This is a genomic window from Kitasatospora sp. NPDC088861, assembly GCF_044750105.1.
Taxonomy (GTDB): domain Bacteria; phylum Actinomycetota; class Actinomycetes; order Streptomycetales; family Streptomycetaceae; genus Kitasatospora.
This window is the reverse complement of sequence record NZ_JBIVJF010000009.1, coordinates 166,804-192,836: the sequence shown is the minus strand read 5'-3', so window position 1 is coordinate 192,836 and position 26,033 is coordinate 166,804. Positions and strand designations below refer to the sequence as shown.

Annotated in this window: 26 protein-coding genes; 15 read left to right on the top strand and 11 right to left on the bottom strand. The window is 73.8% G+C overall.

All coding sequences use genetic code 11. The features are described 5' to 3' along the window. Positions 1-63 precede the first annotated feature (63 nt). Together ACIP37_RS18365 and ACIP37_RS18360 are read left to right on the top strand one after the other, a co-directional pair. Complete coding sequence (locus ACIP37_RS18365) at positions 64-852, top strand: maleylpyruvate isomerase family mycothiol-dependent enzyme (protein WP_400807792.1); 789 nt, start codon at positions 64-66, stop codon at positions 850-852. A gap of 124 nt (positions 853-976) precedes the next feature. Further along, the gene (locus ACIP37_RS18360; RefSeq protein ID WP_363631724.1) at positions 977-1,888 is read left to right on the top strand and encodes an immunity 49 family protein; all 912 of its coding nucleotides are present in this window, start codon (positions 977-979) and stop codon (positions 1,886-1,888) included. Between the two features lie 331 nt (positions 1,889-2,219). Here ACIP37_RS18360 and ACIP37_RS18355 read toward each other — a convergent pair whose 3' ends face one another. Both ACIP37_RS18355 and ACIP37_RS18350 read right to left on the bottom strand, forming a co-directional pair. Then, positions 2,220-2,546: an enoyl-CoA hydratase-related protein gene (locus tag ACIP37_RS18355; protein WP_400807789.1), complete on the bottom strand. Its 327-nt coding sequence runs from the start codon at positions 2,544-2,546 to the stop codon at positions 2,220-2,222. Between the two features lie 38 nt (positions 2,547-2,584). Continuing rightward, positions 2,585-3,559 carry a YafY family protein gene (locus ACIP37_RS18350; RefSeq protein WP_363631725.1) on the bottom strand — a complete coding sequence of 325 codons (975 nt, stop codon included), beginning with the start codon at positions 3,557-3,559 and terminating at the stop codon, positions 2,585-2,587. 99 nt (positions 3,560-3,658) lie between these two features. Here ACIP37_RS18350 and ACIP37_RS18345 point away from each other — a divergent pair, with 99 nt between their 5' ends. Continuing rightward, on the top strand, positions 3,659-4,201 hold the full coding sequence (locus ACIP37_RS18345) for a DinB family protein (protein WP_363585817.1): 543 nt from the start codon (positions 3,659-3,661) through the stop codon (positions 4,199-4,201). Between the two features lie 96 nt (positions 4,202-4,297). Here ACIP37_RS18345 and ACIP37_RS18340 read toward each other — a convergent pair whose 3' ends face one another. Continuing rightward, on the bottom strand, positions 4,298-4,513 hold the full coding sequence (locus ACIP37_RS18340) for a heavy-metal-associated domain-containing protein (RefSeq protein WP_363585818.1): 216 nt from the start codon (positions 4,511-4,513) through the stop codon (positions 4,298-4,300). A 417-nt stretch (positions 4,514-4,930) separates the two neighbouring features. On the opposite strand from ACIP37_RS18340, the gene ACIP37_RS18335 reads away from it, so the two are divergent. Then, positions 4,931-5,632, top strand: coding sequence for a DUF3152 domain-containing protein (locus ACIP37_RS18335; RefSeq protein ID WP_363585819.1), 702 nt, complete (start codon positions 4,931-4,933; stop codon positions 5,630-5,632). Between the two features lie 41 nt (positions 5,633-5,673). Here the strand turns inward: ACIP37_RS18335 and ACIP37_RS18330 are convergent, their stop codons facing one another. Beyond that, positions 5,674-7,767 (bottom strand): AAA family ATPase, encoded by a 2,094-nt coding sequence (locus ACIP37_RS18330; RefSeq protein WP_363585820.1) that lies wholly within the window; start codon positions 7,765-7,767, stop codon positions 5,674-5,676. Between the two features lie 301 nt (positions 7,768-8,068). On the opposite strand from ACIP37_RS18330, the gene ACIP37_RS18325 reads away from it, so the two are divergent. The 3 genes from ACIP37_RS18325 (at position 8,069) to ACIP37_RS18315 (ending at position 10,714) form a co-directional block, all read left to right on the top strand. Further along, a complete protein-coding gene (locus tag ACIP37_RS18325) occupies positions 8,069-8,998 on the top strand; it encodes a glutaminase (RefSeq protein WP_363585848.1) in 930 nt (309 codons plus the stop codon). A 265-nt stretch (positions 8,999-9,263) separates the two neighbouring features. Then, positions 9,264-9,674: a hypothetical protein gene (locus ACIP37_RS18320; RefSeq protein WP_363585821.1), complete on the top strand. Its 411-nt coding sequence runs from the start codon at positions 9,264-9,266 to the stop codon at positions 9,672-9,674. A 161-nt stretch (positions 9,675-9,835) separates the two neighbouring features. Continuing rightward, positions 9,836-10,714 (top strand): alpha/beta fold hydrolase, encoded by an 879-nt coding sequence (locus ACIP37_RS18315; protein WP_363631727.1) that lies wholly within the window; start codon positions 9,836-9,838, stop codon positions 10,712-10,714. Positions 10,715-10,792: 78 nt separating this feature from the next. Here ACIP37_RS18315 and ACIP37_RS18310 read toward each other — a convergent pair whose 3' ends face one another. Both ACIP37_RS18310 and ACIP37_RS18305 read right to left on the bottom strand, forming a co-directional pair. After that, positions 10,793-12,235, bottom strand: a complete 1,443-nt coding sequence (locus tag ACIP37_RS18310) for a DEAD/DEAH box helicase (RefSeq protein ID WP_363585823.1) — start codon at positions 12,233-12,235, stop codon at positions 10,793-10,795. A gap of 345 nt (positions 12,236-12,580) precedes the next feature. Next, positions 12,581-12,784, bottom strand: coding sequence for a cold-shock protein (locus ACIP37_RS18305; protein ID WP_063350360.1), 204 nt, complete (start codon positions 12,782-12,784; stop codon positions 12,581-12,583). Between the two features lie 439 nt (positions 12,785-13,223). Here ACIP37_RS18305 and ACIP37_RS18300 point away from each other — a divergent pair, with 439 nt between their 5' ends. After that, positions 13,224-13,451 (top strand): hypothetical protein, encoded by a 228-nt coding sequence (locus ACIP37_RS18300; RefSeq protein ID WP_063350359.1) that lies wholly within the window; start codon positions 13,224-13,226, stop codon positions 13,449-13,451. 178 nt (positions 13,452-13,629) lie between these two features. Next, positions 13,630-13,992: a hypothetical protein gene (locus ACIP37_RS18295; RefSeq protein WP_363624569.1), complete on the top strand. Its 363-nt coding sequence runs from the start codon at positions 13,630-13,632 to the stop codon at positions 13,990-13,992. Positions 13,993-14,067: 75 nt separating this feature from the next. Here ACIP37_RS18295 and ACIP37_RS18290 read toward each other — a convergent pair whose 3' ends face one another. Next, positions 14,068-14,748 carry a TetR/AcrR family transcriptional regulator gene (locus tag ACIP37_RS18290; protein WP_363631729.1) on the bottom strand — a complete coding sequence of 227 codons (681 nt, stop codon included), beginning with the start codon at positions 14,746-14,748 and terminating at the stop codon, positions 14,068-14,070. Between the two features lie 133 nt (positions 14,749-14,881). On the opposite strand from ACIP37_RS18290, the gene ACIP37_RS18285 reads away from it, so the two are divergent. Next, a complete protein-coding gene (locus tag ACIP37_RS18285; RefSeq protein ID WP_363631731.1) occupies positions 14,882-15,913 on the top strand; it encodes a medium chain dehydrogenase/reductase family protein in 1,032 nt (343 codons plus the stop codon). Positions 15,914-16,111: 198 nt separating this feature from the next. Beyond that, positions 16,112-16,702: a lytic polysaccharide monooxygenase gene (locus tag ACIP37_RS18280; RefSeq protein WP_363631733.1), complete on the top strand. Its 591-nt coding sequence runs from the start codon at positions 16,112-16,114 to the stop codon at positions 16,700-16,702. An 86-nt stretch (positions 16,703-16,788) separates the two neighbouring features. Here ACIP37_RS18280 and ACIP37_RS18275 read toward each other — a convergent pair whose 3' ends face one another. The 4 genes from ACIP37_RS18275 to ACIP37_RS18260 all read right to left on the bottom strand — a co-directional run bounded on the left by ACIP37_RS18275 (position 16,789) and on the right by ACIP37_RS18260 (position 20,243). Next, positions 16,789-17,829 carry an NAD(P)-dependent alcohol dehydrogenase gene (locus ACIP37_RS18275; protein ID WP_363585828.1) on the bottom strand — a complete coding sequence of 347 codons (1,041 nt, stop codon included), beginning with the start codon at positions 17,827-17,829 and terminating at the stop codon, positions 16,789-16,791. A gap of 91 nt (positions 17,830-17,920) precedes the next feature. Continuing rightward, positions 17,921-18,688, bottom strand: a complete 768-nt coding sequence (locus ACIP37_RS18270; protein ID WP_363629396.1) for an SDR family NAD(P)-dependent oxidoreductase — start codon at positions 18,686-18,688, stop codon at positions 17,921-17,923. A gap of 42 nt (positions 18,689-18,730) precedes the next feature. Beyond that, positions 18,731-19,381 carry a TetR family transcriptional regulator gene (locus ACIP37_RS18265; RefSeq protein ID WP_363629398.1) on the bottom strand — a complete coding sequence of 217 codons (651 nt, stop codon included), beginning with the start codon at positions 19,379-19,381 and terminating at the stop codon, positions 18,731-18,733. A gap of 151 nt (positions 19,382-19,532) precedes the next feature. Further along, complete coding sequence (locus ACIP37_RS18260; RefSeq protein ID WP_363629400.1) at positions 19,533-20,243, bottom strand: G1 family glutamic endopeptidase; 711 nt, start codon at positions 20,241-20,243, stop codon at positions 19,533-19,535. Between the two features lie 191 nt (positions 20,244-20,434). Between ACIP37_RS18260 and ACIP37_RS18255 the strand changes: the two genes are divergently transcribed. The 4 genes from ACIP37_RS18255 (at position 20,435) to ACIP37_RS18240 (ending at position 25,946) form a co-directional block, all read left to right on the top strand. Further along, the gene (locus tag ACIP37_RS18255) at positions 20,435-21,388 is read left to right on the top strand and encodes a helix-turn-helix transcriptional regulator (RefSeq protein WP_363629402.1); all 954 of its coding nucleotides are present in this window, start codon (positions 20,435-20,437) and stop codon (positions 21,386-21,388) included. Between the two features lie 260 nt (positions 21,389-21,648). After that, positions 21,649-23,067: a solute carrier family 23 protein gene (locus ACIP37_RS18250; protein WP_363585833.1), complete on the top strand. Its 1,419-nt coding sequence runs from the start codon at positions 21,649-21,651 to the stop codon at positions 23,065-23,067. Between the two features lie 204 nt (positions 23,068-23,271). After that, complete coding sequence (locus ACIP37_RS18245; RefSeq protein WP_363585834.1) at positions 23,272-24,027, top strand: heparin lyase I family protein; 756 nt, start codon at positions 23,272-23,274, stop codon at positions 24,025-24,027. Between the two features lie 533 nt (positions 24,028-24,560). Beyond that, positions 24,561-25,946: an MFS transporter gene (locus ACIP37_RS18240; protein ID WP_363585835.1), complete on the top strand. Its 1,386-nt coding sequence runs from the start codon at positions 24,561-24,563 to the stop codon at positions 25,944-25,946. Positions 25,947-26,033: the final 87 nt, after the last annotated feature.

Sequence of the window (26,033 nt, the reverse complement as noted above, 5' to 3'; positions counted from 1 at the left end):
CCGCTCCCCCTCGTCCGATCGTTTCTCCCCTCCCCGCCACCCCGACACCGAGCGAGCATCCTCATGACCACCATCGACCACGGCGCCGCCGTCGCCGCGGAGACCGCCCGGCTCGTCGCCGCCCTCCAGGACGCCGACCCGGCCACCCCGGTGCCCACCTGCCCCGGCTGGACACTGACCGACCTCACCCGCCACACCGGCAGCGTGCAGCGCTGGTTCACCGTCCTGCTCCGGCAGCGGATCCAGCAGCCGCCCCGCAGCCGCGAGGTCGACCTGCGGCTGCCCACCGGGCCGGACGGCTACCCCGCCTGGCTGGCGGAGGCCGCGGCCGAGGCCGGCGCCACGTTCGCGGAAACCGACCTCGACGCCCCGATGTGGGCCTGGGGCGCCGACCAGCACGCCCGCTTCTGGGTACGGCGGATGCTGTTCGAGACCCTGGTGCACCGCGCCGACGCGGAACTCGCCCTCGGGCGCACCCCGGTACTCGACCCGGAGCTGGCCGCCGACGGGGTGTCCGAATTCCTCACCAACCTGCCCTTCGCCGCTTTCTTCGCCCCGGGGATCGCCGAGCTGCGCGGCGCGGACCGCACCATCCGCTTCACCCGCACCGACGGCAGCGCCACCTCCGCGGACGGCGACTGGCTGATCCGCCTGCGGCCCGACGGCTTCGGGCTCGACCGCTTCGGGCTCGACGCGGACGGCCCGGGCCCGGAGGCCGACGTGACCGTCCGCGCGAGCGCCGCCGATCTGCTGCTGCTCCTGTACGGCCGCCTCGACCTGGCCTCCGCCCGCCTCGACGTGCGCGGGGACGAGGAAATGCTCGCGCACTGGTGCGCCAACTCGGCGTTCTGACCTGCCCGGACGAGGGGCGGCGGCCGGGCCGCCGCCCCTCGTCCGTACGGGTGATCGACTGTCGGTGGCCGGTGCTAGCGTGCCGTTCCGTCAACAGACGATCAAGGAAAGGCGGCATCGGATCGTGGACGTCGAGGTCACGCGCCACCAGGTCGCACCCCAGCGGATCACCCAGGCCCTGGAGGGCATCGAGGACCGGGCCCTCACCAGCTGGTACCGGATCCACTACGGCCGCCTGGCCATCCAGGAGATCCGGACGATGGGCGAGGAGCTCCTCGACCACATCGGCGCGCTCACCCTGGAGGGCCGGCCGCTCAGCGGCTACCCCGCCCGAGTCATCCTGGAGACCGCGGCCGAGTGCTCCCTCGGTGTGCTGTCCCTCGGCTGCTTCCCCCGCGGCGACTTCGAGGTCCCCTTCCCGTTCATCGGCGAGACGCTGACCAGCGAAGAGACCAGCTTCGGCGACACCATCGACTTCGCCCCCACGGCCGCCACCTGGGTCGACGCCTTCGCGATGTGCGTGATCAGCGGCCTGATCCAGGAGCGCCACCGCATGCTCGGCCCGCTGCTGAAGGACGACTACGGGCCCTCGGTCCGCAAGGGCCTGCCCCACTCGGACCTGGACTCGACCTCCGATCCGGCGAGCCTCGCCGAGCTGGACGCGCTCTGCTCCTACCTCCACGTCGTACCGACCGCCGTCTCACCCTGGGTCGCCCCCGGCCCCGTGCCCCTGCGCAAGCCGGACGCCGAGGAACGCGCCACGGCCGCCCGGGCGCTGGACGCCGCCGGTCCGCTCACGCCGGACCAGCAGCTGCTGCGCGTCCTGCTCGACGACGACCGGAGCACCTTCGAGCGGGCCCTCGCCGCCCGCCTCGGCCAGCACCGCGAGAGCAGCGCTCCGGACGCGGCCCCGCGCAGCCTGCTCCCGGTCCTCCCGATCGCCCTGGCCGCACTCGCCGTCCAGGCGCACGGCTGGCAGCTCGGCCTCTCCTCCGGCTACCTCCCGGCGACGCTCATACAGCCCCCGGTGCTCTGACCGCCCCACCCCAGCCATCCGCCCGTCTGCCTGTCCATCCGTCCGTCCGTCCGTCCGTCCGTCCGTCCGTCCGTCCGCGGAGTGTCCAACGGTTGCCCAACAGACGAAACATCCCACCTATAGCCGCCGATCCCCGGCCGGATCGGCGGGCATCCCGTCCGCTACCCGGTCTCCTGGTGAGCGCACCCGCCCCCGGCAAGCACCGAGCCGCTGTGAGCCGCGACGGCCGGGTCATCCGATCGGATGGCCCGGCCGTCCGCGTTGTCGTCGTCCTGGCCGAAGAACGCCGAGTCCAGCCCGGAACCACCGGGACCAGGGGCACGAACCGGGCTCAGCCGGCCGCCGGGCGGTCGAGGAAGCGCCGGAGCCCCTCCCGCACCCCGTCCGTCGGCACGGTGGCCGCGAAGCAGGCCGCCTCGACGGCGAGGCCCTCGTCGATCGGCAGGTTGATGCCACGGGTGACGGCCCGCAGGCAGGCGGACACCGCGGTCGGCGCGTGCCGGATGATCCGGTCGACCAGGCCCCGTGCCGCGTCGAGCAGTTCGCCGGCCGGGACGACGGCGTTGACCAGTCCGATCTCGGCGGCACGGGCGGCCGGGACCGGGTCCCCGGTCAGGATCAGCTCCAGGGCGCAGCACCCGACCGCACGCACAGCCACCGCCCGCACGAGCCCGCCCGACGTCCTGCCCCGGTGCCCTACTCCCCCACACCGCCCCGCGCGGCCCGGGTGAACCGCGCGCCCCACTCCTCGACGAGGTCGAGCAGTTCGGGCGGGCCGAGGACGCGGAAGTCCGCGCCCAGCGAGCCGAGCGCCATGGCCGGCCAGTCCAGGGAGTCGGCGGTCATCTCCAGGTGGCAGCGCCCGGCGTCGACCTCCTCGACGGTGCCCCACCGGCCGACCCGTGCGCGGACGGTCGCGGCCGGGGCGTTCACCAGCGCCGCCACCCGGTACGGGCGCGGTACGCCGTTGAGACCGGCCCGGACGAACTCGGCGGCGTCGGCGGCGGGCAGCGAACGGGGCCCGAACCGGACGCCGCCGCCCTGCGGCGCGCTCAGCCGGTCGAGCCGGAAGGTGCGCCAGTCCTGCCGGTCGAGGTCGTAGGCGACCAGGTACCAGCGGCGGTGCAGGCACACCAGCCGGTGCGGTTCGACCTGCCGTTCGGCGTGCCGGCCGTCGGCGGCGGTGTAGGAGAAGCGCAGCCGCTCGGTGTCCCGGCAGGCCAGCGCGACCACGGTGAGCCGGTCCGGGTCGACGCCCGGCCCGGCCGTGGCGCCCCCGCCGACGGGGACGGTCACCGCACGCAGCGCCTCGACCCGGTGCCGCAGCCGGGCGGGCATCACCTGCACCACCTTGGCCAGCACCCGCACCGAGGCCTCGGCGATGCCCTCCACCGGGCTCTCCGCCGCGGCCTGGAGGCCCACGGCCAGGGCGACCGCCTCCTCGTCGTCGATCACCAGCGGGGGCAGGGCGGCGCCCGCGGCGAGCTGGTAGCCGCCGTCGACGCCGCGCTGCGCCTCCACGGGGTAGCCGAGTTCGCGCAGGCGGTCGATGTCGCGGCGCAGGGTGCGGATCGAGACCCCGAGCCGGTCGGCCAGTTCCTCGCCGGGCCAGTAACGGTGGGTCTGGAGCAGGGAGAGCAGTCGCAGCGTCCGGGTGCTGGTGTTCGCCATGACCCCGATCATCCCGGAATTCAGGCCAGAAAGTGGCCGCTATCGCGTTTAGCGTGGACCTTGTCCGAAGGAGCAGGAACCGAACGGAAGGCCACCACCATGACCAGCACCGCGACCCCGAACAACAGCACCACCACCGGCGAGCGCGCCGACCTGCTGGCGGCCCTGGCCAAGCAGCGGCACTTCCTGCGCTTCACCACCCGCGACCTCACCGACGAGCAGGCCGGCCTGCGGACCACCGCCAGCGCACTGTGCCTGGGCGGCCTGATCAAGCACGTGAGCGCGGTCGAGCGGTTCTGGGTGGCCTTCATCGTGGAAGGCCCGTCCGCCATGCCCGATTTCAGCAGCTTCACCGAGGCCGACTTCGCCCGCCGTGCGGACGAGTTCCGCCTGCTGCCCGGCGAGACGCTGGCCGGCGTCCTGGCCGAGTACGCCGAGGTGGCCCGCCGCACCGACGACCTGGTCGCCACCCTCCCCGATCTGGGCGCCACCCAGCCGCTGCCGAAGGCCCCCTGGTTCGAGGCCGACACCGAGTGGTCGGCCCGCCGGGTGCTGATGCACATCGTCGCCGAGAGCGCCCAGCACGCGGGCCACGCCGACATCATCCGCGAGGCCCTGGACGGCGCGAAGAGCATGGGCTGACGCCGGTGGACGGCCCGGGTGCCTGGGGCCTGTCCGGCGGATCCGCCGGACAGGCCCCGGGCCGCCCCTCCCCCTCGGCCGGTTGCCGGGGGCGGGTCAGCCCCGGCCGACGAAGGTGAACCCGGCCCCGGCGACCGCGCCACGGAGCACGGCGTCGTCGAGCGGTTGCGCGGACGCCACGGTGACGCGGCCGGTCGGCGCGTCGGCGCTGACCCCGGTGACGCCGGGGAGGGCGGCCAGCCCGGCGCTGACCGTCCTCTCGCAGTGGCCGCAGCTCATGCCGTCGACGGTGAGGACGGTGGTGATGGACATGGTGGTGCCTCCGGTGAGGTGAGGTGGGGTGGGGAAGCCCGGCCGGGCCCGCTCGGACGCGGCCGGTGATCAACGTGCACCACGACAGCGGAAAGCGCCGCCGACGCCGAGGGACACGCCGCACGGGTGGCACCTTCGAGTGGTTCCGGGAACCGATCGGTCCGCGCGACCGACGGGTCGTCACCGACCGGCTGAACCGGTGGTCCGCTTTCGCCCGTTCCTCCCCATAACGCCCTTCCTTTCCGCGACCGAACCCCGTCCGAACTCCGCCTAGACTCGTCTGATCCCGACCGGACCCGCCCAGGAGCCCTTCACCGCCATGCCCACCCCGACGCCCCACACCTCCATACCCGGCGGGTCCACCGGACCCGACCCGACCACCGGAGCGAGGGCGCGCCTCGCAGCCGGGGGCAGCCGATGAAGAGGTTCACCGGATTCCGGCGCCTGCGGCTCTGGCACGGCGCGCTCGCCCTGGTGGTGGCCGGCGCCGTGACCGCCGGCCTGCTGTGGTGGCACCCGTGGGCCCCGGGCGAGGGGCAGAAGCCGATGCAGTTCACCACGGCCGCCGGCGACTCACCCCGCTTCGGCACCGGCGAGCACCTGTACCGCTACAAGGTGCGGGCGGAGAACGGGATCGCCGAGAGCCCCGGGCAGTTCGCCACCGAGGTCGACGCGGTCCTCGGGAACGTCCAGTACGGCTGGGCCGCCGGTGGCACCGCCTCCTTCCAGCGCATGCCCGCCGACCCGGTGGACTTCACCGTCTACCTGGCCACCCCGGAGACCACCGACCGGATCTGCGGCCAGTACGGCCTGGACACCGGCGGCACGGTGAACTGCGGCGTGGGCCACCAGGTCGTCATCAACCTCAAGCGCTGGACGGAGCTGTCGGAGTTCTACGTCGGCAAGCCCGAGCTCTACCACGCGCTCGCCGTCAACCACGAGGTCGGCCACATCCTCGGCAACGGCCACGTCGACTGCCCGGGCGCGGGCGCGCCGGCACCGGTGATGATGCAGCAGATCAAGGGCCTGCACGGCTGCGTCCCGAACGGCTGGCCCTACTCCGACACCGGCACCCTGCTCACCGGCCCGCCCGTCCAGGCCCCCACCTCCGCTCCCTGACGGCCCACCCCTCCCGTCCGCGGCCGGCCGCCCGGCTGGCGTCAGGACCAGGCGGCCGGCAGCGGACGGGCGTGCAGTACGTCCAGCCGGGACACCGCCCGGGTCACGACCACATAGAGGCGGTGCAGGCCGCGCGGTTCGGCCTCGACGATGGCGGCGGGCTCCAGCACGATCACATGGTCGTACTCAAGTCCCTTGACCAGCGAGGCCGGTAGCACCGTGACCCGCGCCGGGGTGCCGACCTCCGCCGCCGACGCGGCCGCCACCCCGGCCTCCCGCAGTGCCGAGGCGGCCCCCGGGGCCTCCGCGTCCGCGGCGATGACCGCGATCGACCCCTCCCGCTCCAGCGCGCCGCGCACCGCCTCCACCACCGACCGCCCCGGGTCACCGACTTGACGTACCGTCAGTTCGCCGTCCTGGCGCAGCGAGCGGGCCGGCGGGACTCCCACGTCCAGCGCGGCGAGCAGTTGGTTGGCCAGGGCCAGCACGGCCGCCGGCACCCGGAAACCGGTGGTCAGCGGGACCACGGCCGCCTGCGGCTTGCCCAGGTGGGCCAGTTGCTCGGGCCAGCTGCGCGCCGACCACGGCGCGGTCGCCTGCGCGAGGTCGCCGAGGACGGTGAGCGAACCGAAGGCACTGCGGCGGGCGATCGCCCGGCACTGCATCGGCGAGAGGTCCTGCGCCTCGTCGACCACCACGTGGCCGAAGCCGGCCGGCCGCTCGATCAGCCCGGCCACCTCGTCGAGCAGCAGCAGGTCGTGCCCGGACCAGCGTGCGCTCTTCGGCGAGCGCGGCGGCCGGTGCCAGCGGATCGCCGCCTGCTCGGCCGGGGCGAGCAGGCCGTCCGCGGCCTCGGCCAGGACGGCGGGGTCACCGAGCAGGGCCGCCAGCACCGCCTCCGGGCGCAGCGCGGGCCACGCCGCGTCGAGGAAGGCCGCCACCGGCCGGCAGCGGCCGATCCTCGTCCGCCAGGCTCCACCCTTGATCCCGGACCGCCGCTCGGCCCGGTCCTGGAGTGCGGCCACCACCCGGGTGCGGAGGTTTTCCCGGCCGATCGCGTACGGCGCGTCCTGCTCGCGCAGTTCGGCGACCATCCGGTCCAGTTCGTCCGCCGGGACGCGCCAGCGGTAGGAGCCGTCCGGGACGACCAACGCCTCGGAGCCGGTCGCGCCGACCCGCCCGTACAGCGCCCGGCGCAGCACGGCCGCCATCCGGGCGTCCTGCTTGACCACGGCGGCCCGCTCGTCGTCGTCCGCCTGGACGGGGTGCGTGGCCACCAGGTCCTCGACGGTGCACTGGGCGATGTCGATCTCGCCGAGCGCGGGCAGGACTTCGGCGATGTAGCGCAGGAAGGTCGGGTTCGGGCCGACGACCAGCAGGCCACCGCGCTGGATCCGCTGGGGGAAGGTGTAGAGCAGGTAGGCGGCGCGGTGCAGGCCGACGGCGGTCTTGCCGCTGCCCGGCGCGCCCTGGACGCACACCGACTCGGTCAGCCCGCCGCGCACCAGCGTGTCCTGCTCGGGCTGGATGGTGGCGACGATGTCACGCATCGGCCCGGTCCGTGGGCGTTCGATCTCGGCGGTGAGGATGCCGCCGGCGCCTCGCCGCCCACCCCGCGCCTCGGCGCGGCTCAGGTACTCGTCCTCCAGGCCGGTGAGGTCCTCGGGCGCGCCGGGGCTCGACGGCGCCCAGCCGAAGCGCCGTCGCCTCGCGAGGCCGAGCGGCCGGTCGGCGCTCGCCTGGTAGAACGCCCGGGAGACGGGGGCCCGCCAGTCGATCACCAGCGGCGGCGCGGCCGGGTCGGCCGAGATCCGGCGGCGGCCCACGTGGTAGCGCTGGCGCCGGTGGTCGCCGGTCTCCGGGGCGTCGTCGAAGTCGAGCCGGCCGAAGAATGCCGGGCTCTGCGGCAGTTCCCGCATCCGCCGGGCCCGGGTCCGCAGGTAGCGGCCGAGGGCCTCCGCGCCGGCACCGTCGCCGGAGACGTCCTCCGCGGCGACGACCTGGTGGTCCGCGTCCTCGACCTGCCGGGCCAGTGCCGCCCGGCAGGCCTCGACATGGGCCCGTTCGCCTTCCAGCTCCCCGTCGAGGCCGGCCGCCGTCCGCTCGCCGTCCGCGCGCCGGAGGTCTCCCGCCATCGCCGCACCCCTTTCCCCGTCACTTCCCTGCCACCGGTTCCGCCCGGCCGTGCGCCCGCAGCACGTACGCACGGAGCACGTACGCACGGAGCAGCATAACTGAACCCAGTTAAGAGAATGACCGAGTTGCGTTTTGGGCGGGTCCGGGGATCGACGGACGCCCGAGGCCTCCCCGGCCGCCCCTCCCGCGGGCGCCGACCTCGCCCTCGGTGCTCATCCGCGCATGCCGGAGCACGGATAATCCTGTATCGGACCAGGTCGTGGTCCTGATCGTGCTCATGGAGGAACAGCGTTGAACGGTATGCCCGCCGGAGAGAACCTCGACTACCGGCTGCTGCTGGATGCCGCGGCGGCGGCCGCGCGGGCGACCGGCGACCAAGGGCATGTCGCCGACTACATCCCGGCCCTCGCCACGGTCGACCCGGACGCCTTCGGCATGGCGGTGGCCACCGTCGACGGCGAGCTGTACGGGGTCGGGGACTGGGAGCAGCCGTTCTCCGTCCAGAGCGTCTCGAAGCTGTTCACCCTGGCACTGGCCCTGGCGTACGGCGGGGACACGGTCTGGCGCGGGGTGGGGCGGGAGCCGTCCGGCAATCCCTTCAACTCGCTGGTGCAGTTGGAGAGCGAGCACGGCATCCCGCGCAACCCGTTCATCAACGCCGGCGCGCTCGTGGTGACCGACCGCCTGCAGACCATGACGGGCGACGCCGCCGGGACGGTCCGCGAGTTCCTCCGCCGGGAGTCCGGCAACCCGCTGCTCGACACCGATCCGGTCGTGGCCGCGTCCGAGGCCGAGCACGGCCACCGCAACGCCGCCCTGGCCCACTTCATCGCCAGCCACGGCAACCTGGAGAACCCGGTCGAGACCGTCCTCGACCACTACTACGCGCACTGCGCGGTGTCCGCCAGCTGCCGGGACCTGGTCCTGGCCGGCTCCTTCCTGGCCCGCTACGGGGTGCGCACCGACGGCACCCGGCTGATGTCGCGCAGCGAGGCCAAGCGCGTCAACGCCGTCCTGCTCACCTGCGGCACCTACGACGCGGCGGGCGAGTTCGCCTTCCGGGTCGGGCTGCCGGGCAAGAGCGGCGTGGGCGGCGGCATCCTCGCCATACTGCCCGGGCGGGCCGCGGTCTGCGCCTGGGGCCCCCGGCTGGACCAGGCCGGCAACTCGGTGGCCGCGGTCACCGCCCTGGACGCCCTGACCACCCTCTCCGGCTGCTCGATCTTCTGACCTCCCGACGGCCTCCCGACGGCCTCCCGACCGCCGCCCCGCCGCCCCGCCGCCCCGGCGCCCCGCCGCCCCGGCGCTCCGGCGCTCCGGCGCTCCGCGGGCTCGCGCGCCACACCCGGCCATCGCCCAACTTGTGGCGTTGATCCGACTGTTGGGCACCGACCGGCCGGTTGTCCATGGCATGCTCCAGGCGGGGGCGCCGATCGTGATGACGATCGGCCGGCCATGAGGAACACGACCAAGAGGAAAGTGGGGGTCCCGTCCCATGCGAACCGTCGTAGCAAGCTTGTTGGCCCTGGCCGGCGCGGCAGGGCTGGTGCTCAGTTCGTTCCAGCCCTGGTACGCCAAGAGCGATCCGAGGTCCGTACCGGTCGCCGACCTGTTCCGGGGCATGTCACCCACCCGCACCACGTCGACCGGCATGTCGATGTTCCTGCTCCTGGCCGTCGCCGCGGCGATCGCGGTGCTGGCGCTGCTGGTGCGCTCGCGCCCGGGCCTGCTCCTGGCCGCCGTGGTCGCGGTGGTCACCGGCGTGCTCTGGGTGTACCAGAAGGGACGGGAGGTGAAGCCGCTCTCGCTCGGGATCGGCGATCTGGAGAACGGCTTCTGGAACGCCTGCGGCGGCGTCCTGGTGCTCCTCCTCGCCCTGGCCGTGCTGCCGCCCAAACGCTCCTGAGCCTTCCAGCCTCCCGGCCCGGTCGCCCCCACGGCGGCCGGGCCGGAGTCATTTCCGCCCAAGGTGATCCACTCCCCATCACTCCCTAAAATCACCTTTACTTCACTCCTCACGGTAGTTTAAGGATAGATACCAACCTATCGAGCGAGCTGGAGTACGGCATGACCATCTACACCTCCGACGAGGGCGCCCGCGTCCTCGCCCAGGAGTACACCGCCCTCCTGGACCGCTGGCCCGTGCCCGCCGAACGGCTGCACGTCCCCACCCGCCAGGGTTCGACCTTCGTCCTGGCCTGCGGCCCCGAGGACGCGGCGCCCCTGGTCCTGCTGCACGGGTCCGGGGCGAACGCGGCGATGTGGGCGGACGACGTGGCCCTGTGGGCCCGGCACTTCCGCGTCTACGCCGTCGACGTGATCGGCGAGCCCGGCCTGAGCGCCCCCGTGCGCCCCGAACTGCACTCCGACGCGCACGCGCTGTGGCTGGACGACGTGCTGGACGCGCTGCGCGTCGAACACGCCGCCTTCGTGGGGACGTCGCTGGGCGGGCTGCTGGCCCTCGACTACGCCATCCGCCGCCCGCAGCGGGTGGACCGGCTGGCGCTGCGCTGCCCCTGCGGGATCGGCCGCCAGAAGCGGGGGGTCCTGGTCGCCGCACTGTTCGTGCTGCCGTTCGGGGACTGGGGGCGGCGCACGATGCTGAGGCTGGCCCTGGGCCCCGCCCCCACCACCGTCCCGCCCACGGCAGAGGAACGCGCCTTCGGCGAGTACGTGCTGCTCATCCACCAGCACTTCCGGCCGCGGCGGGAGAAGCTGCCGGTCGTCACCGACGACGACCTGGCGGGCCTGGAGATGCCGGTGCAGGTCACCATCGGTGGCCGCGACCGGCTCATCGACTCCCACGACACCCGCCGCCGGCTCCAGCGGGCCGCCCCCCGGGTGTCGGTCACCTTCCTCCCCGAGGTCGGCCACCTGCTCAGGGACCGGACCCGGCCGGCCCTCGACTTCCTGCTCGCCGAGGAAGGCGGCCCGCCCCGGGCCTGAACGCGAGCGGCCCCATGCTCCACCGCCCGTCGGGGCGAGGAGCACGGGGCCGTCGTACCGGGACCGGCACGAACCGGGTCAGGACCGCGCGGCGGACCTCACGGAACGCGGATGACGGGCGGCGGCAGCGCCGGCAGGGCGGCGGCGCCCGCCACCGACGGCACCCCGGGCGGAGCGGCGGGGACGCTCGACGACCGGGTCGGGGATCGTCACGGGGATGCCGGTCGGAACGCGGGCGCCGGTGAGGCGGGCGAGTTCGTCGTCGTCGGAGTGGACGCGGGTGGCCGTGGGGGCGATCCCGGCGGTGGCCGCCAGCCGGGCCATCTGGCGGCGCTGGCTGGGCAGGACGAGGGTGACGACGGTGCCGGACTCGCCGGCCCGGGCGGTGCGGCCGCCCCGGTGGAGGTAGTCCTTGTGGTCGACCGGCGGGTCCAGGTTGACGACCAGGTCGAGGCCGTCCACGTGGATCCCCCGCGCGGCGACGTTGGTGGCGATCAGCGCGGTGACCTGGCCGGTGCGGAACTGCTCCAGGGTCCGGGTGCGCTGGGGCTGGGACTTGCCGCCGTGCAGGGCCGCAGCCTTCACCCCGTTGGCGAGCAGGTCATCGACCAGCGCGTCGGCACGGTCCCGGGTGTCGGTGAACATGATCACCCCGCCGTCCCGGGCCGCGATGCGGACGATCAGGGTGTTCTTGTCGTGGTTCTGCACATGCAGCACGTGGTGCTCCATGGTGGTGACCGCTCCGGCCGACGGATCCACCGAGTGGGTGACCGGGTCCTTGAGGAAGCGGCGCACCAGCCGGTCGACGTTGCGGTCCAGGGTCGCGGAGAAGAGCAGCGTCTGGCAGTCGGCGGAGACCTGGTCGAGCAGCTCGGTGACCTGCGGCAGGAAGCCGAGGTCGGCCATCTGGTCGGCCTCGTCCAGGACCGCGATGCCGACGTCGTCCAGTCGGCAGTGACCGCGCTGGATCAGGTCCTTCAGCCGGCCGGGGGTGGCGACGACGACCTCGGCGCCCCGGTGCAGCACCTGGGACTGGCGGCCGATCGACATCCCGCCCACCACGGTCGCCATCCGCAGCCGCACCGAGTGCGCGTAGGGGGTGAGCGCCTCGGTGACCTGCTGCGCGAGTTCGCGGGTGGGGACCAGTACCAGGGCCAGCGGGCTGCCCGGCTCGGCCCTGCGGCCGGCGGCACGGGCGGCGGTGCGGGCCAGCACCGCGAGGCCGAAGGCGATGGTCTTGCCGGAGCCCGTCCGGCCCCGGCCGAGCACGTCACGGCCGGCCAGCGAGTTCGGCAGCGTGGTGGCCTGGATGGGGAACGGCGAGGTGACGCCCTGGCGGGTCAGCGTCTTCAACAGGGCCGCGGGCATGTCCAGTTCGTCGAACGACTCGACGGCGGGCAGGGCGGGGGTGGTGCTGACCGGGAGTTCGAACTCCTGCTGGGAGGATCGGCCCTGGGCCCGGTTCGGGGCTCCGGTCCGGCGGTGCGGGCTGCGGTGCGACGGGCGATTCGAGCGGTTCATACGGAACCTTCCTCAAGACGGCACGTCGCGAGGAAGGCTCCGCTGCACGGGCGCGCGGAGATCACAAGAAACGGGCCGGAGATGTGCCGGGCGGGGCGCGAACGATGCGGCCGGGCGAGGCATGGACGGTGCAGCCGCCGGTGGGCGGGCGCCGGTGCGCGGTCGGCGCGACACGGCCCGCGCGGGACGGCGGACGACGGCCGAAGGCGGATCCACAGGGCCCGGTACGGCCGGGGCGGCCAGGACGGCCGGAGGCGATTCGGGGGTGGAACGGCCGAGGGGCCCGCACCGGGCGTAGTGCACGGTGCGGGCCCCTCGCTACCAGGCGAGTGCCGTGGCAGAGAACTACAGCGGGCGAATGTTCTCGGCCTGCGGGCCCTTCTGGCCCTGCGTGACGTCGAACTCGACCTTCTGGCCCTCGAGCAGCTCACGGAAGCCCTGGGCGTTGATGTTCGAGTAGTGGGCGAAGACGTCAGCGCCGCCGTCCTCCTGCTCGATGAAGCCGAAGCCCTTTTCCGCGTTGAACCACTTCACGGTACCAGTAGCCATAAAAAAATCTCCTTCGAGAGACTGTACGAAGTCCGCACCGTGCGGACCGTCGAGTCGCCGCGATGAGCACCCGCCGGGGAAAGAGCCGGAAAACAAAAAATGCGCCTGCAATACATCAGCAGGCGCACACAAAGTTCATGGGAACCACTACTGCAACTAAATCGACTGTAGCAGGCCCGGGCTCGTCGCGGTGGACATTCCGCGGCCGGTCTTTCCGGCCCCTCCCCCACGGGAGCGGCTCGCCCGCCGACGGGCTCGGCAACGGGTGGTGCCGCCACGGCAGTTGGGACACCGGCGGCGGGGCCCGGTCGGGCGAAGAATTTTTTCGGGCCGGGCGGGTCCGCCGAGCCAGGGCCGGCTGGTCGTGCCCTGTCACCCGGCGGGGTTCCGGCCCTCCGGAAGGGTCCGCTCCCCGGTTTTTCGGAGCATACTGATCGGGATGACGAAATCACCGGCAGTCCGGCGCCACCTGCCCACCAGTCCCTTCAAAGCCCCGGCCGAGGTGCCCCGCAAGCGGTTCGCCGCGGGCGACCGGGTCACCCACGACAAGCACGGCCTCGGCCGGGTCGTCGACGTCGAGGACGGCAGCGACATCGCGGTCCTCGTCGACTTCGGCTCCCGCCAGGAGCGACTCACCCCTCCGTACGCCGAGATGTGGAAGCTCTGACCCGGGGCTCCCCCCGGGACACCAGGGCCCGGGCCCCGGAACGATCCACGAGACCTTCCCCAGGACGCCGGACCGTGCGTAGGCCGTAGGACAGGCCGCGCGCACGGTCACGCGCCCGGCCTGCGCCGAACCGTGCACGAGGCCACCGAAGCCGGCGGCGGCGCAATAGTCTGGGTGCATGTCGAACTCTGATGAGCTCCTCGTTGACATCGCCGCCATGGTGGAGTCCGAGCACAGCAACCAGATGTCCTTGACCGTGGTCGTCCCCGGAGCGGTCATCACCGGCCGGCTCGCACCGATGGACCTCTGGTTCGAGCGGGTGTCGGAAGTCCTGCACACCTCACAGCACTTGAAGCCGTTCGCCGCCCTCTTCTCCCCGCCCTCCGCCGGCGCGCCCGCACGGCCGACGCACCTGCACCTGCACCGGGCGCGGATCCTCCAGGGCGACTTCGGACTGCCCCATACCGGCGGCATGTACCGGATCGCCATCGAGGACGTGAGCAGTTGGACGGTGGGTGACCTCAGCTACTCCGACGCCTGACCTCCGACGGGCCCCGGGCGCCACACGGCCGCCCGGGGCCCTGTCCGTCCGCGAACACGGGCCCGCGCCGCGCCGTCAGCGGCCGGTGAGCGAGCGGAGTTCGGCGGCGTAGAGCTCGGCGGGGTCGAATCCCATGCCGGTGAAGTGGCCGGCGAGTTCGAGGGAGAGCACGCCGTGCAGCCGGGTCCAGACGGCGAGGGCCAGGCGGAGGACCGCCGGCGGGGCCGGGTGCCCCCCGGCCCAGGCCCGGTGTTCGGCGAGGTGGGCGTCGAACGGGGACGGCGGCACGGCCGGTGACTGCTCCGCGGGTGACTTCTCGACGGGCGGCTGTTCGGCGGCGCAGGCATCGAGCAGGACGGCCATGATCTCGACGGAGATCCGGGTGGTGTCCTCGGGCGCCCGGTAGCCGGGCACGGGGGTGCCGTAGACGAGCAGGTACCGCTGGGGGTCGTCCAGGGCCCACCCGCGCAGGGCCTGCGCCAGCCCGGCCACGTCGGTACCCGCGGCGGCGCGGGCCTGGAAGGCGTCGGCGAGGCTCCGGTAGGCGTCCCGGACGAGTTCGGTGATCAGCTCGTCGCGACTGGCGAAGTACCGGTAGAGGGCCGGGCCGCTCATGCCCATCCGCTTGGCGATGGCGTTGAGGGACAGCGCGGAGGCCCCGGCGGTGGCGATCTGCTCCCAGGCCCGCTCCTTGATCTCCTCCTGCACCTGGGCGCGGTAGCGCTCCCGGGGAGTCCTCACATCCGACGCGCCCATGGCCGCCTCCAGACCTCACGACGACGACATCACCATCTCGTTAGAGGCTATCACTCCCCCTCTTGACTCTCACCAACGCCGTTCGTTATAACTTCTAACGAAGGCAACAACATCTACCGAGAAGGAGGGCGTCATGGACACCGAACGCCTCGTCCAGGTCGTACTGCCGGGCATCGTGGCGCCGGAGGGCCTGGAGATCCGGCACGGAGCCGTACCGCGGGCCGGCCGGGGGCAGGTCCTGATCGCCATGGAGGCGAGCGGCGTCTCGTTCGCCGAGCAGCAGATGCGCCGCGGCCGGTACTACGACCAGCCGCCGTTCCCGTTCGTCCCCGGCTACGACCTGGTCGGCCGGGTGCTGGCCACCGGCGAGGGCGTCGACCCGGGGCTGGCCGGGCAGCGGGTGGCCGCGCTGATGAAGGTCGGCGGATGGGCCAGCCACGTGACCGTCGACGCCGCCGACGCCGTGCCCGTCCCGGACGGCCTCACCGCAGCCGAGGCGGAGACCGTGGTGGTCAACGGCATCACGGCCTGGCAGCTGCTGCACCGCCGGGCACGGGTGCGCGCCGGGCAGCGGATCCTGGTGCACGGCGCCTCCGGCGGGGTGGGCTCCGTCCTGGTCCAGCTGGCGCGCGCGGCCGGCGTGCAGGTGATCGGCACGGCGTCCGCGCGACACCACGACGCCCTGCGGGAGCTCGGCGCGACCCCGGTCGACTACCGCACGGAGGACGTGGCGGCCCGGGTCCGGGAGCTGGCGCCCGGCGGGGTGGACGCCGTGTTCGACCACGTCGGCGGGCGCAGCGTGATCGACTCCTGGCGCCTGCTCGCCCCCGGCGGCACGCTCGTCGCCTACGGCAGCGCCTCCACCCGCGACGACACCGGCTCCAAGCAGTGGCCCGTGCTGAAGATCCTCGCCCGCACCTGGCTCTGGAACACCCTGCCCAACGGCCGCCGCGCCCACTTCTACAACATCTGGGCCGGCCGCGCCCTCGGCCGGGACCGCTTCCGCGCCCGCCTCCGGTCCGACCTCGCCCAGGTGTTCGCCGCCGTCGCCCGCGGTGACGTCACCGCCCGGATCGCCGCCCGGCTCCCGCTCGCCCGGGCGGCCGAGGCCCTGCGGCTGGCGGAGTCCGGGACCGTCAGCGGCAAGATCGTCCTGGTTCCCTGACCCGCGGGGCACGGGGGCACGGGGCCCGGCAATGACTCGGCAATGACCCGGCAATGGTTCAGACCATTGACGGCCCGGACGGGGGCTTCTACGGTGTCAGCACCGACCTGACGCAGGCATGCCATGATCTTCGGCCGCGCCCCCACGCGCGCGCCCTACGTCGGGCGCACACTCCATCCACCCCCACGGAGGAGCACCATGCGCAAACGTCATCTCGCCGGCGCGGCCGCGGCCGCGATCGCGCTCCCGCTCGTGCTGGCCCTGCCCGCCCAGTCGCACGGCTACATCAACCTGCCGCCCAGCCGGTCCGCGCTCTGCGGAGCGGGCGGGGTGCCGTGGGACTGCGGCGACATCCAGTGGGAACCGCAGAGCGTCGAGGGCCCGAAGGGCTTCCCCGGCCGGGGCCCGGCCGACGGCACCATCTGCGCCGGCGGGGACGCCCGTTGGGCCCCGCTGGACGACCCGCGCAACGGCACCTGGCCGACCACCCGGGTGACGGCGGGCCAGCAGCTCACCTTCACCTGGTACATCGAGGCCCGGCACTCCACCACGAACTTCAGGTACTACCTCACCAAGCCCGGTTACGACGCCAGCCAGCCGATCACCCGGGCCAGCCTGGACCTCACCCCCTTCCTGACCGTCCCCTACAACGGCCGCCAGCCCGCCGCCACCACCACCCACACCGCGACCCTCCCCAGCGGTCGTACCGGGCACCAGGTGGTGGTGGCGGTCTGGGACGTCGCCGACACCGGCAACGCCTTCTACTCCTGCACCGACGTCCAGTTCTGACGGTCCTGACCGCTGCACCGCACTGACGGCCCCGGTCCCGCCGCCCCTCGTCGGGGCGGCGGGACCGGGACCCCAGCCGTCAGCCGTCAGCCGTTGGGGAGGATGACGGCGCGCCCGTTGATCCGGCCGCTGTGCAGGCGCTCGTAGGCGAGCGGCGCCTCGTCGATCCCGTAGGTCTCGACGTGCACGTCCACCGCGCCGGCCCGGGCGAGGTCGAGGACCTCGATCAGCTCACCGCGGGTGCCCCAGTACGGGGAGGACACCGAGACCTCGTACGGCAGGGCGCCGAAGCCGACGGCCAGGGTGCCGCCGCCGAGGCCGACGATCGTCACGTCGCCCTCCACCGCCGCCATCGCTCCGGCCGCGGCCGCCGTGGGCGGGGCGCCGACGAAGTCCAGCACCACCTGGGCGCCGATGCCGCCGGTGAGTTCGCGCACCCGGGCGGGCGCGGAGGCGTCGGAGCGGACCGTCTCGTGCGCGCCGACGCCGCGGGCCAGCGCGAGCTTCTCCTCCGTCACGTCCAGGGCGATCACCCGGGCCGCGGTCATCGCGCGCAGCAGCTGGATCGCGACGTGCCCCAGGCCGCCGGTGCCGATCACCACGGCGGTGCTGCCGGGCGTCAGCTTGCCGAGCGAGCGCTTGATGGCGTGGTACGGGGTCAGGCCGGCGTCCGTGAGCGGCACGGCCCGGACCGGGTCGAGGCCGCCGAGCGGCACCAGGTGCCGGGGGCTGTCCACCACCATGTACTCGGCCATCGCCCCGGGGGCGCCCAGGCCGGGCGGGCGGATGCCCAGTTCGGCGGCGCGCAGGCAGTAGTTCTCCTTGCCCTCCGCGCACTTGGCGCAGTTGCCGCAGCCCCACGGCCCGTAGACGGCGACCGGTTCGCCCTCGGCCAGGCCGGTCACGCCCGCGCCGAGCGCGGCCACGGTGCCGACGCCCTCGTGCCCGAGGGTGAGCGGCAGGGGGAAGGAGAGGCGCTCGGCGGGCATGCTCATCACGGCGATGTCGGAGTGGCACACCCCCGCCGCGGTGACCTTGAGCAGGACCTGGCCGGGGCCGGGCTCCGGATCGGGGACGGTGACCACCTCGGGGGCGGCGCCGACGCTGCGGTACTGGACTGCCTTCATGGGTTTCGGACTCCCTCTCTCGGTCCCCCCGGACTTGCCTGTCCCCCCGGTTGCGCTGCCCCGGCTCCCGGACGGGCCGGTGGCGGGCCGGTCAGCGGGCCGCGTAGGCGCCGTCGACCAGGTGGTAGCTGCCGTGGATGAAGGAGGCCCGGTCGGAGAGCAGGAAGGCGGTCAGTTCGGCGACCTCCTCGGCGCGGCCGAGCCGGCCGGCCGGGTGCAGGGCGACCAGTGCCTGCCGGGCCTCCTCGTCGGCCGCGCTCAGCAGCGGGGTGTCGATGAAGCCCGGGCCGACGGCGTTGATCCGCACGCCCTGCGCGGCGTACTCCAGGGCGGCGGTCTTGGTCAGGCCCACCACGCCGTGCTTGGCGGCGGCGTAGGCGGGCGAACCGGCGAAGCCGTTGGTGCCCAGGATCGAGGCCATGTTGACGACGGCGCCGCCGCCGGCCGCCAGGATGGCGGGGATCTCGTAGCGCAGCGAGTAGAAGACGCCGTCGAGGTTGGTGGCCAGGACCCGGCGCCACTGCTCGGGCTCGTACGCGCCGGTGGGGGCCTTCGCGCCGCTGATGCCGGCGTTGTTGACGGCCAGGTGCAGGGCGCCGAGGCCGTCCACGGTGGCCTGGACGGCGGCCCGCACCGACTCCGGGTCGGTGACGTCCGTCCCGATCGCCAGGGCCCGGGCGCCGGCGGCCTCCAGTTCGGCGGCGGCCTTGCGGGCGCCCTCCAGGTCGAAGTCGGCGACGGCGACGGCCGCGCCGCCGGCCGCCAGGCGGCGGGCCACGGCGAGGCCGATGCCGGAGGCACCACCGGTGACCAGTGCGGCCTTGCCGGTGAACTCCTGGGGGTGGTCGGTGCCGGTCATGGCGTACGTCCTTTCGTGCGGGTGCGCCGGGGGCGCGGTGGTTCAGGCCGCCGGGCCGTCGGGGGGCGGTTCGGCGGCGAGCAGGTCGAAGGCCCGTTCCACGAGGTCGGGCAGATCCGGTTCGTCGGCGCCGACGGGGTGGCGGACCCAGGCGCGGGAGGCGGCCTGGAGGGCCGCCACGCCGAGGCCGACGGCGACGGCCGGGCGCAGGTCGTACTCCGCGTCCAGGCCGAGGCGGGCGGCGGCGATCCGGATGGAGGCCTCCTCCTCGTCGACGCAGATCCGCCGGTAGGCGGCGGTCAGCGAGGGCTCGGCGGCGATCAGGCCGAACAGCTCCCGCACGCCGGGGCGCCGGTGCCAGGCCGGGTCCCGCTCGTCGCCCAGCCAGACCCGCAGCGCCGCGCGGTAGGCGGCCACCGGGGCCTCGGCGGCGGGGCGGGCCGCCAGCGTCGCGTTGATCCGGCCGAAGTCGGCGCGCAGGCAGTCCAACACGGCGTCCTCGCGGGAGGCGAAGTATCGGCTGAAGGTGCGGCGGGAGACGTCGGCCCGGTCGGTGACGTCCTCGACGGAGACGGCGGCCAGGCCGCGGTCCAGCACCAGCTGGAGGGCGGCGGCGGCCAGTGACTCGCGGGTGCGGCGCGCCTTGCGGTCACGCCGCCCCTCGGTGCTGTGCTCGGCCTTCTCGGTGGTCACGGGAGCCACCGTACACCCGGAAATGTCTCATTGGGACATGAGTCCCGACGGGACGCGAACCCGCCCCGGGCCCCGCGGGAAGGCGGGGGCCGGGGCGGGCTCGGAGGCGGGTCGAGTGGAACGGGTCAGGCCGACGGTTCAGGCGGCCGGGTCAGGCGGGGACTATCGCGAAGGAGCCGTTGCTGAGCGGGGTCTCGGTGTAGGGGCCGCTGTTGATGGCCTGCGGGGAGTAGCCGTCGAAGACCTGGCCGTTGACCGTGACGCCGGAGAAGTCCAGGCGGCTGAAGGAGGGGTAGCTCTGGCTCGGGGACTCGATCACGGCCTCGGCACTGACGTTCTGGCCGTCGAGCTGCTGGCGGGTGCTCTCGCTCCAGCCCTTGGTGGTGTCGGTGATCTGCAGGGTGTAGCCGGAGCCGCCGTCGTTGACCACCGAGGCGGTGAAGCTGTCACCGGCGCCCACCGGGTCGCTGAAGTACTGCGGCGGGGCCGGGTACATCTCGTACCAGGCCGAGTAGACCGGGGAGCCGCTGGAGCAGTCGGCCTGGACACCGGTCTGCTCGACGGTCTGCGAGCCGTAGCCGTCGATGCCGACCCACGGGGCGAACAGGTCGTTGGCGGTGTTGCACTGCACGGCGGGCATGGTCCAGGAGCCGGAGACGCTCTGGAAGCCGCTGCCCTGGGCGACGTAGCCGCCCCAGACTCCGCCGTCGTAGCGGGCGCCGTGGCCGAAGCGGTGCGCGGCGCCGTAGCCGTGCGCGGCGGTGTGGGTGGCGGGGGCGGCGGTCGCGGGGGTCGCGGCCGCAGCGGCCGGGAGGGCCAGCAGGGCGGCGAGCACGAGCCGGCCGGTGCGGGAAAGGGCCATGGGGGGCTCCTTCACTGGGGGTTGAGGGGGTGCCGCCCAGCTTGCGGGCGCCGCGGGCGGGCCGGGAAGGGAGCCGCGTGGGCAGGAACCCGACATGGCGGGAACATGTCGACCGATCAATCCCTTGATTTCGGGCACCGAGTGGCGCACAGTCGGCTCGTCCACTGCCGGTGGAGGGCGAGGAGGGCGCAGTGTCGGGGACGGGCATGCTCGCCGGACTCGGCCTCGGCACGGTCGAGGAACAGCTCTACCTGCGGCTGCTCGGCGTCCAGGCCGCCGACCCGCAGCGGTTGGCCGCCCAGATGAACCTCCAGGCCTCGATCGTGCTCGCGGCGCTGGTCTCGCTGGCCGCTCAGGGGCTCGTGGAGGCCTGCGCGGCCGGGGCCTGGGCGGCGGTGCCGCCGGACGTGGCGGTGGAGGAACTGCTGCTGCGGCGCGAGGTCGAACTGCGGCGCGCCCGGGGGCGGATGGGCGAGCTGATGCGCGCCTACCGGCAGGGCCGGGACGGCAGCGGCTCCGACGGGCCGGCCGAGGTGATCTGCGGGCGCAGGTCGGTCGCCGAGCTGTGGCGCACCCTGCAACAGGGGGTGCGCCGGCAGTTGCGGGTCCTGGACCGGCCCCCGTACATCCGGCGCAGCGATCCGCAGACCGAACTGGCCCTGCTGGCAAGGGGGGTGACGACCAGGGTGGTGTACCACAGCCAGGTGCTGCGCGATCCGGAGCGCCTGGCGGAGATCCACTCCTTCACCACGGCCGGGGAGCAGGCCCGGGTGCACACCGAACTGCCGCTGAAGCTGGCGCTGTTGGACGACCGCTGGGCGCTGCTGCCGGTCAGCGCGGGCACCGAGCTGCAGAGCGTGCTGCTGATCCGGCCCTCCACCCTGCTGGACGCGCTGGCCGGGCTGTTCGAGCTGTACTGGGCGCAGGCGATGCGGCTGCCCGCCCTGCCGGAGGAGAACCCGGAGGACCGGCACCGCCGGCTGCTCCCGCTGCTCGCGGCGGGGCTCACCGACGAGTCGATCGCCCGCCAGCTGGGGGTGTCCACCCGGACGGTGCAGCGCTGGGTGCGGGAGCTGATGGACCGGTTCGGGGCCCGGACCCGGTTCCAGGCGGGCATCCAGGCCGCCCGGGCCGAGCTGCTGTGAGCCGGCTGCGCCACCGTCGGGCCGGCCGCCGGGGCCGGAGGCCTGGCCGAGCGGCCTGAAGGCCGCCGCCGAGGGCGGTACCGCGGGCGGTACCGAGGACATCGCCGACGGCGCCCGGGCCGGCTCCCGCACACGCGGGCCCCGCCCCGCTCCGCGCGAGTGCGCAGGTCAAGGCCGGGCCGGGTGCGCGCGGGAGGCCCGGTGACCAGGAGAATGGTGCGGACAGTTCACCGGAAGTACAGAGAAAGCGAACCCCCACCATGGATCTCGGCGTGCGCTGGAAGCTGCACGGTGACGGGCGTACGCCCGCGCCGGGGGCGGTCGTCCGCCCCGACGAACGGCTCTCCTGGCCCCGCACGGCAGGGCTCGGCGCCCAGCACGTGGTGGCCATGTTCGGCGCGAGCTTCGTGGCGCCCGTGCTGATGGGGCTCAACCCCAACCTCGCGATCATGATGTCCGGCGTCTCGACGATCATCTTCCTGCTGGCCACCCGCGGCCGGGTGCCCAGCTACCTCGGCTGCTCGCTGTCCTTCGTGGGCGTGGCCGCGGTGATCCGGGCGCAGGGCGGCACCAGCGCGACCGTGACCGGTGCGGTGTTCGTGGTGGGCGCGGCACTGTTCCTGGTGGGCCTCGCGGTCCAGCGGTTCGGGGCGCGGATCATCCACGCGGCGATGCCGCCGATCGTGACCGGCGCGGTCGTCATGCTGATCGGCTTCAACCTCGCCCCCGTCACCGCGTCGACCTACTGGCCGCAGGACCAGTGGACGGCGCTGCTGGTGATGCTGTTCACCGGTCTGGCCGTGGTGTGCCTGCGCGGCTTCTGGTCGCGCGTGGCGATCTTCCTCGGGCTGCTCTTCGGGTACGGGATCTCCTGGCTGTTCGACCAGGTCTTCGGCAAGATCCACTCGGTGGACGCGGGCGGCCACCTCACCGACCACTGGCGCCTGGACCTGTCGGGCGTCGGCAAGGCGGACTGGATCGGCCTGCCCGCCTTCCACGGCCCCTCCTTCCAGTGGTCCGCGATCCTGGTCGCCCTGCCCGTGGTGATCGCGCTCGTCGCGGAGAACGCCGGGCACGTCAAGGCCGTGGGCGAGATGACCGGCCAGACGCTGGACGACAAGCTCGGCGTCGCGATCTCCGCCGACGGCGTCGGCTCCATGCTCTCCACCGCGCTCGGCGGCCCGCCGAACACCACCTACTCCGAGAACATCGGCGTCATGGCCGCCACCCGGGTCTACTCCACCGCCGCCTACTGGGCCGCGGCCGGCTTCGCGCTGCTGTTCGGCGTCTGCCCGAAGTTCGGCGCCGTCGTCGCCGCGATCCCCGGCGGGGTGCTCGGCGGCATCACCGTCATCCTGTACGGCATGATCGGCCTGCTCGGCGCGCAGATCTGGATCAAGTCCAAGGTGGACCTGCGCAACCCGCTGAACCTGGTGCCGGCCGCCGCGGGCATCATCATCGGCATCGGCAACGTCACCCTGAAGTTCACCGACACCTTCAGCCTCAGCGGCATCGCGCTGGGCACCCTGGTCGTCATCACCGGCTACCACACGCTGCGGGCGCTGGCCCCCGCACACCTCAAGACGCAGGAGCCGCTGCTGGACGAGGGCACCTCCTCCTACGACGAGGGGTCCGGCGAGGACGGCGAGTCGGGCGGGGCGCAGCGGCGCACCCCGTAAGCGGGGCGGTGGCCGTGGCCGTGGCGGCGCCCTCGGCCACGGCTACGGCTACGGCTGGAGCCGACCGGCGGAAGTGACCGAAAGGTACTTCCGCCCGTGCTTCCGCCTGGCCCGACGGGCCGTCAGGTGGTCGAATCGCTCCGTGCACCCGGGCCGGCCGGCCCGGGCGCGTCCGTTCCGGCCACTCATCCCCCCGGGAGAGGCATGTCCCTTCTGTCGCACCACCGCAAGGTCGCCGTCGGCGCCGTGGCCCTCGCCACGCTCGCGATCTCCTGCGGCTCGGCCACCGCGAGCAGCTCCGCCGTCGTCGCCGGCCCGACCGGGGCCGCCGCGGCGGGCAAGGTCCTCTGGACCCCGAGCACCAGCAAGGGCCCGTCCTCCTTCGCCTCCGTCCAGTGCGCGTCGGGGAACTTCGACGTCGTCAAGGACCCCGCCAAGGGCAGTGTGTGGCGGGCGTTCCAGGCCGCGGGCGAGGAGCGCTGCGAGACGCTCAGCCCCAACCTGAAGGAGGGCGACACCTTCTACCTCGGCTGGTCGTCCAAGGTGGACATCCAGGACTCCAACAGCCGCTACGTCTTCCAGCTCAAGTGCTCGCCGAGCACCGACACGGCGAACCACCCGATCGAGATCGACGCGACGACCGGACGCATCCGCCTCCAGGAGTGGGACACCGACCACGTCGCGCACTCGCTGTGGACGGCGCCGACCACCAACGGCCAGTGGCACTCGTACGCGCTGAAGATCCGCCTGGGCCGCACCGACGGCACCATCGACTTCTGGTTCGACGGCGTGAAGCAGACCTTCACCACCGGCTCGGGCACCTTCACGGGCACCACCTGGGACGGCGACCGCAACTACCTCAAGTGGGGCTCCTACCACCCCTCCTCGGGCGACGCGACGAACACGTTCACCAGCCCGATCATGGCGACCACCCTGGAAGCGGCCACGGCCGGCTCGTAACGACGCCCGGCCCAGATCCTGTCCGGAGGCCCGGACCGCAGCTCGCGGTCCGGGCCTCCGGCCTTTTCCGGCACGGCGCCGGAGCTCGTCACGGCCGCCCGCCGCCGGGCCGACCCGCCCTCCCCCGCCGGCCGATCAATTCGCAGCACCCGAGCGGCCCGATCGGTGAATTCCCCCGGACATCGACCGGTGCGACGTGACCCCGGTCACACGATCGGGGTCCTCGGGGGCCTCCGGGTGAGAAGGGTCACGCCCGGCGGGCGGGCGGGCGCCCGGACGGCGACAGGGCCCGGCAGGACTGGGCGGACGGGGTCGCGACACGGTCCGAGGTCCTGTCCGCTTCGGGACCTTGGTCGCGACTTCGGCCGACCTTCGGCCCGGTGGCGCCCCCCTCGCACCCGGGCAACCGTGGACGGTCGCCCGGTGTGAGCGGGCGATGGCGCCGTCCGCCGGACGGCGTCCTTCCCTGCCGTCTACCCGGCGCACGGTGAGCGGGCCATCCGCCGCCGTACGCTCCGGAGGACCCCCAGCACATGTCCCAGACCATCGACAACGCCCCGTATACCGCCTTCCACCGGAGACTGGCCCTCGCCTGCTCCGGTGGGCCGCTGCTCGACGGCTACATCCTGAGCATCGTCGGCGTCGCCCTGATCGGGATGCGACCCGAGCTCGGCCTGTCCACCGCGGAGGTCAGCCTGATCGGCGCCGCCGCGCTGGTGGGCATGTTCGTCGGCGGCGCGCTCTTCGGCGTGCTGACCGACCGGATCGGCCGGGAGGTGATGTACACCGCCGACCTGCTCGTGATGGTCGCCTGCTCGGTGCTCTCCTTCTGGGTCGACACGGTGTGGGCGATCGCCGTGCTGCGCTTCGTGCTCGGCATGGCCGTGGCCGCCGACTACCCCATCGCCACCTCCCTGCTCGCCGAGTGGCTGCCCGCCAAACAGCGCGGGCGGCTGCTCGGTCAGCAGATCATCGCCTGGTACGCCGGCTCCGTGCTCGCCTACGTGGTGGGCTACGCGTTCCTGGAGCTGGCCGGGCCCGGCAGTTGGCGGTGGATGCTCGCGAGTTCCACGGTGCTGTGCGTGGTGTTCCTGGTGATCCGCCGCGGCACGCCGGAGTCCCCGCGCTGGCTGGCCGCCCACGGGCGGGTCGGCGACGCGGTGCGCGTGGTCGAGAAGCACCTCGGCGTACGGGTGGACGGCCGCGAGCTGATGCCCGACCCGGCCGAGCGCGGCCGCCCCGGCGGGCTGCGCCTGCTGATGACCCCGCCCTACCGGCGCCGCACCCTGTTCTGCGGCCTGTTCTTCCTCTGCCAGGTCGGCCCGCTGTTCGCGATGCTCACCTTCGGCCCGCAGATCCTCTCCTCCTTCGGCATGCCCGGCGGCACCGTGATGGAGACCCTGGGCACCGGGCTGATCAGCCTCGTCTTCCTGCTCGGCTGCTACCCGGCCCTGCGCCTGATCGACACCCGCGGCCGGCGCCCCGTCATCATCTGGTCGTTCGCCCTGATGGCCGTCCCGCTGGCCCTGCTGGGCGTGTGGCCCACCGCCCCGGCGGCCGTCGCCCTGACGGCGCTGTGCGCGTACGCCTTCCTGTGCGGCGGGCCCAACGTCCTCGACTGGACCTACCCCAACGAGCTGTTCCCCACCGAGATCCGGGCGACGGCGGTGGGTGTGGCGACCTCGGTGAGCCGGATCGGCGCGGCCGTCGGCACCTACCTGCTGCCGCTGTCGCTGTCCGGACTGGGCACCGGTCCGACCATGCTCATCGCGGCCGGCACCACCGTGGTCGGCCTGCTGGTGTGCGTGCTGTGGGCCGAGGAGACCCGGGGCACCGCCCTGGGCGCCGCCCCGGCCGCCGGCCGCACGGCCGCCAGGCCGGCCGTCCCGGGCCAGCGTGTCCCGCAGACGGCGCGCTGAGGGTGCGCCGAGGTGCACTGACGGCCACCGTGTGACGCACCGGCGGCGCTGTCCGGGACCTTCCGGGCGGCGCCGCCCGGCCGACCG